Source organism: Kitasatospora sp. NPDC059462 (assembly GCF_042749955.1).
In the GTDB taxonomy this organism is placed as follows: domain Bacteria; phylum Actinomycetota; class Actinomycetes; order Streptomycetales; family Streptomycetaceae; genus Kitasatospora.
Genome location: NZ_JBHYUU010000276.1, coordinates 1 through 7,971 on the forward strand (window position 1 = coordinate 1; position 7,971 = coordinate 7,971).

The window sequence follows — 7,971 nt, forward strand, 5'->3', positions numbered from 1 at the left end:
GCACCCGCGGGGCCGGCCGACGGCTCGTCGTCGGACCGGGCTCAGCCCTCGGTCCAGCCGTGGCCCCTGGCGCACTGCAGCACGGCGTTGCGCACCTTCAGCACCTGCTCGCCGGTGAGCGAGGGCACGTGCTCCAGCAGCAGCTCGGTGACCTCCACCAGCAGCTCCGCGGAGGTGAGGACGTCGCACTCCGCGTCGTCGCCCTCGGCCGCCACCACCCGCGCCGCCGTCACCGCCGGCCCGGCCGGCCGCGCCGCCGCCCCCTTGGGCAGGCGCACCGAGGAGGCCTTCAGCCCCCGGTCGCCCTCCTCCATCTCGAACTCCACCACCAGACCCGAGTGCACCAGCGACTCGGGCATCAGCATGTCGTTGACGTGCAGGAAGACGTCCTCCCCGCCATGGTCCGGAGCGATGAACCCGTACCCGCGCACACTGTCGTACCGCACAACCCGACCGGTGACCACAACACACCCCCAAGGACAACAACCCGGGCCCCCTGCCCGACACCTGACGTAGAGGATAGAGGACCGGGCGCCCGGCGCACGCCCCCCGTCCGGTCAGGGCGCGACGGACTCGACGGCGGCCCTGAGCCGTGCCAGCACGGCGGCCAGTTCGGCGCGCGGGGGAGTGGCCAGCGCGAGCCGCAGGGCGGCGGGGCGGTGCGGGCCGGTGGCGAAGGCGTCGGCGGTGGAGACGAGGATCCCCCGGGCGGCGAGGACGGCGGCGACCCGGTCCGGGCGCTGGTGCGGCTCCAGGCCCAGCCAGAGCAGAGGGGAGGCGGGGTGCGCCCGGACGTCCAGACCGGCCAGGGCGGCCCGGGCGACGGCCTGGCGCTCGGCGGCGTCGGCCCGGCGCTCGCGCTCCAGGCGGGCCACCGTGCCGTCGGCGAGCCAGCCGGTGGCGACGGCCGTGACCAGGCCGGGCACGCCCCAGGCGGCGGCGCGCAGGCTGCCGGTCACGGGCCGCAGCCAGGCGTCGGGCACGACGGCGAAGCCGAACCGCAGCCCCGGGGCGACGTTCTTGGACAGTCCGGCGACGTAGCAGGTGCGCTCGGGGGCCAGGGTCCGCAGCGGGGGCGGCGGCGCGGTCTCCAGGAAGGCGTAGGTGCCGTCCTCGACCAGCAGGAGGTCGTGCGCGCGGGCCAGGGCGACCAGGCGCTCGCGCCGCCCGCCGTCGAGGACCCAGCCGAGCGGGTTGTGCACGGTGGGCATGGTGTAGAGCGCGCGCACCCGGCGGGCCCGGCACAGCCGGTCCAGCGCGTCGAGGTCGGGGCCGTCCGGGGTGACCGGCACCGGGGCGAGCTCCAGGCCCCGGTCGGCGGCCAGCAGCTTGATCCCCGGGTAGCTGAGCGCATCGGCCGCGAGGACGTCGCCGGGCCGGGTGAGCGCCCGCAGCACGCAGTCCAGCGCCTGCTGCGCCCCGCCGGCCAGCAGGACGTTGCGCGGGGCGGTGTCGATGCCGCGCCCCAGCAGGTAGGTGGCCACGGCCGCCCGGTCGTGGCGGTGGCCGCCGGGCGGGTGCTGGCGCAGCAGGGCGGTGACGTCGCCGGAGGCGGCGAGGGCGCGCAGGGCGTGGCGCAGGTCGTCGTCCTGGCCGGGGGAGAGCGGCTGGTTGAACGACAGGTCGGCGACCCGGGGCACCGGCAGGGCGCGGGAGGGTTCGAGGCCGTCGTAGCCGGAGCGGACCTTGACGAAGGTGCCCCGGCCCTGCTCGCCCACCACCAGTCCGGCGGCGGCCAGTTCGGTGTACACCCGGGTGGCGGTGGCCGGGGCGACGCCGCGCTCGCGGGCGAGCGCGCGGTGGGTCGGCAGCCGGGCGCCGGCCGGCAGGGCGCCGGAGCGGATGGCGGCGGCGTACTCGTCGACGATGGCCTTGTAGGCGGGCGGTCGCATGCGGCACCTGTCCGTGGGCGGGAAGCCGGGCGGTGAAGTGTATCCAGGACAATTCCTGGATTGTCCCGCTCCCTGCTCCTAGCCTCGGCGGCGGTCCGGCCACCCGGCGGACCGGCACGTGGAAACGGAGTACGGGCATGACCGTGCACAGCGCACTCGACGGCGACGTCGCCCTCCTGACCATCGACCGCGAGAGCAAGCTCAACGCGCTCGACTACCCGACCATCGACGCGCTGCTCGCGCGGCTCGACGAGGCCGAGCGCGACGACGCCGTGCGGGCGGTGATCCTCACCGGCGCCGGCGGGCGCGCCTTCAGCGCCGGCGCGGACATCCCCTCGCTGGCCGGCAGCATCGCCCGATCGGCGGGCGGTCCCGAGACGGCGCTGCGCGAGATCGTGCGGCGCGGGCACGCGCTGACCCGGCGCATCGAGGAGTTCCCCAAGCCGGTGATCGCCGCCGTCAACGGCCTCGCCTACGGGGGCGGGTGCGAGATCACCGAGGCCGCGCCGCTGGCCCTGGCCGCCGAGCACGCGACCTTCGCCAAGCCGGAGATCACCCTCGGCTTCCCGCCGCCGTTCGGCGGCTCCCAGCGGCTGCCGCGCCACGTCGGGCGCAAGCGCGCGCTGGAACTGATCCTCACCGGCGACCCGGTCCCCGCGACCCGGGCGGCCGAACTGGGCCTCGTCAACGCGGTCGTGCCGGCCGGTGACCTGCTGGACGCCGCCCGCGACCTGGCGGCCCGGATCACCCGCCACGCGCCTACCGCGGTGGCCGCCTGCCTGCGGGCGGTGACCCGGGGCATCAACCTGCCGATCGAGGAGGGCCTGGCCGTCGAGGCCGCCTGGTTCGCCGCCACCGTCCCCACCGAGGGCGTGCGCGACGGCCTGCGCCGCTTCCTGGACCGCCCGGCCGCCCGGCACTGAGCCGGCGGCCGCGCTCCCGGCGCCGTCGCCCCGTCCCGTCCCGGCCCGTCCCGTCCCGGCCCCGACACCATCGGACGCGCGGTTGCCAAATGCCGCGCCGCCGCGCCGCCCGCGAACGACGGGAACAGGCCAGGTCGCGTGCCCGGCCCGGCGGACCGGCCGATGCCTCCCTCACCCCTCCCACCCGCCCGTTCCGGTGCCCCGCCGCAACGGGCGGGTGACCGGCGTACCCGGCGCACGCGACGCGACACGCGCGACCACCGGGAACACGAGCCCCCGGCCTCCGGCGTTCGCGGGCCAGAACGTCCGATTATCGATCCTGCGGGGAAGAGCAACTGATCGTTCGTCAGTTGAGGGCGACGATGGGACCGCCCCCGCGCGATCCGATGTCGACCGACCCGAGAACGACCAGGAGACAGTTGTGCGCATACTCTTCACCGGCCCGGCCGCTCCGAGCCACCTCTTCCCGATGGTGCCCACCGCCCAGGCCGTGCGGGCCGCCGGGCACGAGGTGCTGTTCGCCAGTGGGCAGCCGTTGGAGCAGCTCCGCCAGGCCGGGTTCCCGATCGTCGAGATCGGCGACGGGCGGCCCGTGCGGGAGGCCTTCGAGGAGGTCGTCGGCCGCCAGGCGCACTACGCGCAGCCGGACCTGACGCAGGAGGAGATCATGGAGATCGGCGCCGCCGCCTTCGCCCTCGCCTCGCGTTCCACCGTGGACGACCTGCTGGCGGTGGCCGACGGCTGGGGCGCCGAGCTGATCGTCCACGACTCCTGTCTGGCCTCCGCCCAGCTGGTCGCGGCCAAGCTCGGCATCCCGGCCGCGTTGCAGAACTTCGGCATCAGCTCCGGCCTCGGCATGGCCGCCCAGCTGGCCGACCACTTCACCGACGTCTACGAGAAGCACGGCGTGGCCGGGCCCGCCGAATCCACCCCGCTGAACATCGTGCCCGTCTCGCTCGGCGGCGACCCGGGCGGCCTGCGGATGCGCTACGTGCCGTACAACGGCGGCGGCGTCGTCCCCGCCGCGCTGCTGCACCGGGGCGCGAGGCCGCGGATCGCCGTCACCCTCGGCACGGTGATCGCCGACACGGACGGCCTGGACGCCATCACCCGGCTGATCGCCTCCGCCGCCGAGGTCGACGCCGAGTTCCTGCTCGCCGTCGGCGACGCCGACCTCACCGTCCTGGGCAGCCTGCCGTCCAACGTCCACCCGCTGCCGTGGGTGCCGCTCGCCGAACTGCTGCGGGTCTGCGACGCGGTCGTCCACCACGGCGGCTCCGGAAGCACCCTCACCGGGATGCAGGCCGGTCTGCCCCAGCTCCTGCTGCCCCAGGGGGCGGACAACTTCGTGGTGGCCGACACCATGGTCGCCACCGGGGCCGCGCTGCGTTCCGCGAGCGCGGACGTCGACGCCGCGCTGCTCACCCGTCTCGTCACCGACCCGGCGCTGCGGGAGGGCGCCGCCCGCCTGCGCGCCGAGAACGACGCCCTGCCGAGCCCGGCGGAGCTCGTCCCCGCCATCGAGGCCCTGGCCACCGCCCGTCCCTGACGCCCCGTCCCGGACCTCCCGTCCCGGACCTCCCGTCCCGGACCTCCCGTCCCTGCTCCGTCGTCCCTGATCCCTCGGCCGGCCCGACGGAAGGCCCGACGGACGGCGCCCCGGACCGCTCGCGCGGCGGTCCGGGGCGCCGCCGCGTCCGGGGCGGGCCGCCGCTCAGCGGCAGGGGAGCAGGGCGAAGGTGTAGCCGCGGGACTTCAGGGTGCGCAGCACGGCGGGCAGCGCGGCCACGGTCTGGCTGCGGTCGCCGCCGCCGTCGTGCAGGAGGATGACGGAACCGGGCTTGACGGCGCCCAGGACGCGGCGCTCGATGGCGGCGCGGCCGGGGCGCGCCCAGTCCTGGGGGTCGACGCTCCACAGCTGGATGCTCTTGCCGAGGCCGGCGGAGGCGGCGCGGACGGTGGCGTTCACCCCGCCGTAGGGCGGGCGCAGGCAGGTCGGGGTGGTGCCGGTCTGCGCCCGGATGCGCGCGTCGGTGGCCGTCACCTGGTCCTGGAGGGCGGCCCTGGACAGGCGCCGCAGGTCCGGGTGGGACCAGCTGTGGTTCTGCACGCTGTGGCCCTGGGCGCTCACCTGGCGGGTGACCGCCGGGTTGGCCGCGACGTTCTGCCCGATCTCGAAGAACGTGGCCCGCACGCCGTACTGGGACAGCAGGGCGAGCACCTGCGGGGTGTAGCGGGGGCTCGGGCCGTCGTCGAAGGTGAGGTAGACGACCTTGGCCGGGGCGGCCTGCGCCGGGACGGCCGGCAGCGCGACGACGGCGGTGGCGGCCGCGACCAGGGCTCCGGCGGCGAGCCGGGCGGCCCGGCGCCTCCGGGGACGGTCCGCTCCACGGGGTGAAGACACAGGTCCTCCCAACGGCCGCGGCACGGGAACGAACCCGGTGCCCGCCCCCTCCCCGGCACTGCGCCCAATGTAGCGGTCCGTCCCCGCACCGTCCCGGGTGTCCGGGGTCCGGGGGGCGCACTTCGGCCAGCTCCGGACGGCCCGGGCCCGGACCCCGGCGGGAGACGGCCGCGATCACCTCGGCGGACTCCACCGGCGCTCCCTCGGCGAGGAGTTGGGGGAGCGGGCCGGCGCCTCCCCCGCACCACCGGTACCGCTCGTCCGGCGCGGGCCCTCCGGCGCGGGGTGCAGTCATGACGGTGATGCCAGAAGGTGGAACCCGGCCTTCCTTCCATGGTCATCCAGCCCCGGGAAGCCTATGCGGCGCCGCAACAGGGCGCTAAGCTGCGGGCTTCTGAGCCAGTACCTGACAGGCCGTGCCACGGCCGGTGCCCCGGGCCGCCCCTCACCCGGATCCCATCGGCCGTGACATGCCCCGTCGCCGTTCGGTGCTGGGAACTCTGCTGGATCGCACTGAAGGAGGGGCAGATGGAGTCGTTTCCCGCACGGATGGTGCGGTCGTCCAGACGCCGTGCCGACCGATTCGCCCGCGCCTACCGGCGCGTGGCCCCCGGTGTCCTGCGGATCAGCGTGGGCGTGCTGTACCTCTGGTTCGGGCTGCCGAAGTTCTTCCCCGGAGCCAGCCCCGCCGAGGATCTCGCCACCCGCTGCATGAGCCTGATGACCTTCGACGCGGTGCCGCCCGACGTCGCGCGGTTCCTGCTGGCGCTCATGGAGGTCACCATCGGGCTCGGCCTGGTCACCGGGGTGCTGCTGCGGGTGGTCCTCGCCGTGTTCTTCGTCCACATGACCGGGGTCTTCGCGACGCTCTTCCTGCTGCCGAACGACGTGTGGGCCCACGGCGTCCCGCCCGTTCCCACGATGGAGGGGCAGTACATCCTCAAGAACATCGTGCTGGTGGTGGCCTGTCTGACCGTCGCCACCCGGGAACGGCCCACACCGGGCACCGCGAGCGACCCCGTGACCCTGACCGGGCCCGGTGCCGAGGCCGCCCCCGGCGCCGCGCCGCTCCCGGCGGGCGCGGTGCCCGGCGACCCGCCGGACCAGGTGCCCCGCCCCCGGACGGCCGGCGACCTGCGCGGGCAGTTCGCGGGCTGACGCCCCGGGCGCCGCCGGCAGCCCCCGCCCTCCGGCCGGCCCCCGCCGGTGGACCTGCCACCATGGGACGCCGGGCCCGTGCGCGGGCGGTCGAGAGGGCGTGGAACAGGACATGGGCGAGACCTGGCGACGGCTGCAGCCGCTGCGCGTGGCCCCCGGCTGGACGATCGACATGAACAGCCTCTACGCCGTGGACCCCTCACCGGAGACCGTCGAATGGCTCGCCGGATCCGTCCTGGTGAGCGGTCACCTCGTGTACGACGGCCTCTGCTTCGACGTGCGGTGGGAGCCCGAGGGGGATCCCGACGGTTGCTACGTCGCCGACTTCCTCGTCCTCGCCGGTTACAAGCGACGGGGAACCGTCACCCGCGAGCACACCTACCTCGGCACCTGGACCACCAGGAGCCGGTCCGCGCTCGTGGCGGCCCTGGAAGAGCTCATGTTCACCGGGGAGCCCCCGGCCGACCTCAGCCCCCCGCCGCCGCCGCCCGTCGGCCCGGCGGGGGACTGAGGCCGGGGCCGGCCCGGGGCCGGGGCCGCCTCAGACGCCTTCCGGCCCCGGGCCCGCTTCGGCGCGCGAGGGGCCGAGGAACGTGTCGAGGTCGGGGGAGGTCCGGAGGTCCTTCGCGGCGGGGGCCTCCATCGCGGGCGCGGTGCCCAGCGCCGAGTACGTCACGGTGACGGCCGCCGCCTCGCCCTCCTTGTCGCCGGTCAGGCGGACCCGGACGAGCTGCTGCTCGGCGTTGATCCAGAAGTCGAGGACGAACGCCTTGCCGCTCTTCCTCAGACCCACTTCGGCGTGGGGCCGCTGCTCGGCGGTGAGACCGGGGATCCCGGCCAGCAGGGCGTCGACGTCCTCGATGTCGCGATAGTGGGTGACCTCGGCGCCGTCGACCGTCTCCGTCCCGACCCTGTCCAGCCAACCCGCCCGGGCCAGGGTCAGGAGGTTCGCCGGGTCCATCACCAGGCTCAGCTGCGGGTAGAACGGCTTGTGCCACATGGCGAAGGGCGTCGGTACCCAGACGACCTGCTCGCCCACCGCTGCCGCGACCTGCTCCGTGGGGCCGAGGTACGCCGTGTTGCCGGCCATCCGGAGCCTGAGCCGGACGCCCGGATCGTCGGCGAGGTAGTCGAGCACGGCCGGGCCGTCCGTCCAACGGGCGAATCCCGTGCCCGGCGCGCCCCCGTTGCCCTCCCTGACGGACAGGGCGTACCGGGCGCTGCCGGCCCTGCGCATCACCTCGGCCGCCGCCGCGAGCGCTTCCTCGGGATCGAGCTCGGCCGCCCCGGTGGCCGTCGCCCCGGCCGTCGCGGCGTCCGGCACGGTGCCCGCCGGTGACGGACCGCCTGCGGCGCCGACGCCACCGGAGCTCCCGCAGGCGGTGAGGCCGCCCGCCAGGACGGCCGCCGTGACGGCCACGACGACGGCGGAACTCGCCCCGCGCATGGAGACTCCCTGTGCCCGAACTTCCCCGACGATGCCGGGCGGACTCTAGTGGATCACCGGGCCGGCCCGACACTCCGTTTCGGCAGCCGGGCGCCCGGGCCCCGCGGGGTCCCCGCAGAAGCGCGGAGCGGGAAGTCGGCCGGGCCG

Annotated in this window: 8 protein-coding genes; 4 read left to right on the top strand and 4 right to left on the bottom strand. The window is 75.8% G+C overall.

The genetic code is table 11. The features are described from left to right. Positions 1–41 precede the first annotated feature (41 nt). Positions 42–464, bottom strand: a complete 423-nt coding sequence (locus ACFXAM_RS36385; RefSeq protein ID WP_380297934.1) for a cold-shock protein — start codon at positions 462–464, stop codon at positions 42–44. Positions 465–557: 93 nt separating this feature from the next. Then, the gene (locus ACFXAM_RS36390) at positions 558–1,892 is read right to left on the bottom strand and encodes a PLP-dependent aminotransferase family protein (protein WP_380297935.1); all 1,335 of its coding nucleotides are present in this window, start codon (positions 1,890–1,892) and stop codon (positions 558–560) included. 137 nt (positions 1,893–2,029) lie between these two features. Between ACFXAM_RS36390 and ACFXAM_RS36395 the strand changes: the two genes are divergently transcribed. Then, entirely contained in the window at positions 2,030–2,815 is a 786-nt protein-coding gene (locus ACFXAM_RS36395) for an enoyl-CoA hydratase-related protein (protein WP_380297937.1), read from the top strand. 421 nt (positions 2,816–3,236) lie between these two features. Then, positions 3,237–4,364 carry a nucleotide disphospho-sugar-binding domain-containing protein gene (locus ACFXAM_RS36400; RefSeq protein WP_380297938.1) on the top strand — a complete coding sequence of 376 codons (1,128 nt, stop codon included), beginning with the start codon at positions 3,237–3,239 and terminating at the stop codon, positions 4,362–4,364. A 165-nt stretch (positions 4,365–4,529) separates the two neighbouring features. Here ACFXAM_RS36400 and ACFXAM_RS36405 read toward each other — a convergent pair whose 3' ends face one another. Then, entirely contained in the window at positions 4,530–5,219 is a 690-nt protein-coding gene (locus ACFXAM_RS36405; RefSeq protein WP_380297940.1) for a polysaccharide deacetylase family protein, read from the bottom strand. 528 nt (positions 5,220–5,747) lie between these two features. Between ACFXAM_RS36405 and ACFXAM_RS36410 the strand changes: the two genes are divergently transcribed. Beyond that, positions 5,748–6,377, top strand: a complete 630-nt coding sequence (locus ACFXAM_RS36410) for a DoxX family membrane protein (RefSeq protein ID WP_380297941.1) — start codon at positions 5,748–5,750, stop codon at positions 6,375–6,377. 112 nt (positions 6,378–6,489) lie between these two features. Further along, positions 6,490–6,888, top strand: a complete 399-nt coding sequence (locus tag ACFXAM_RS36415) for a hypothetical protein (protein WP_380297943.1) — start codon at positions 6,490–6,492, stop codon at positions 6,886–6,888. Positions 6,889–6,918: 30 nt separating this feature from the next. Here ACFXAM_RS36415 and ACFXAM_RS36420 read toward each other — a convergent pair whose 3' ends face one another. Then, the gene (locus tag ACFXAM_RS36420) at positions 6,919–7,824 is read right to left on the bottom strand and encodes a hypothetical protein (RefSeq protein WP_380297944.1); all 906 of its coding nucleotides are present in this window, start codon (positions 7,822–7,824) and stop codon (positions 6,919–6,921) included. Positions 7,825–7,971: the final 147 nt, after the last annotated feature.

Coding starts and splice junctions, on each gene's coding strand:
- ACFXAM_RS36410 (WP_380297941.1), top strand. CDS start 5,748: ATGGAGTCGTTTCCCGCACGGATGGTGCGGTCGTCCAGACGCCGTGCC.
- ACFXAM_RS36390 (WP_380297935.1), bottom strand. CDS start 1,892: ATGCGACCGCCCGCCTACAAGGCCATCGTCGACGAGTACGCCGCCGCC.
- ACFXAM_RS36395 (WP_380297937.1), top strand. CDS start 2,030: ATGACCGTGCACAGCGCACTCGACGGCGACGTCGCCCTCCTGACCATC.
- ACFXAM_RS36415 (WP_380297943.1), top strand. CDS start 6,490: ATGGGCGAGACCTGGCGACGGCTGCAGCCGCTGCGCGTGGCCCCCGGC.
- ACFXAM_RS36420 (WP_380297944.1), bottom strand. CDS start 7,824: ATGCGCGGGGCGAGTTCCGCCGTCGTCGTGGCCGTCACGGCGGCCGTC.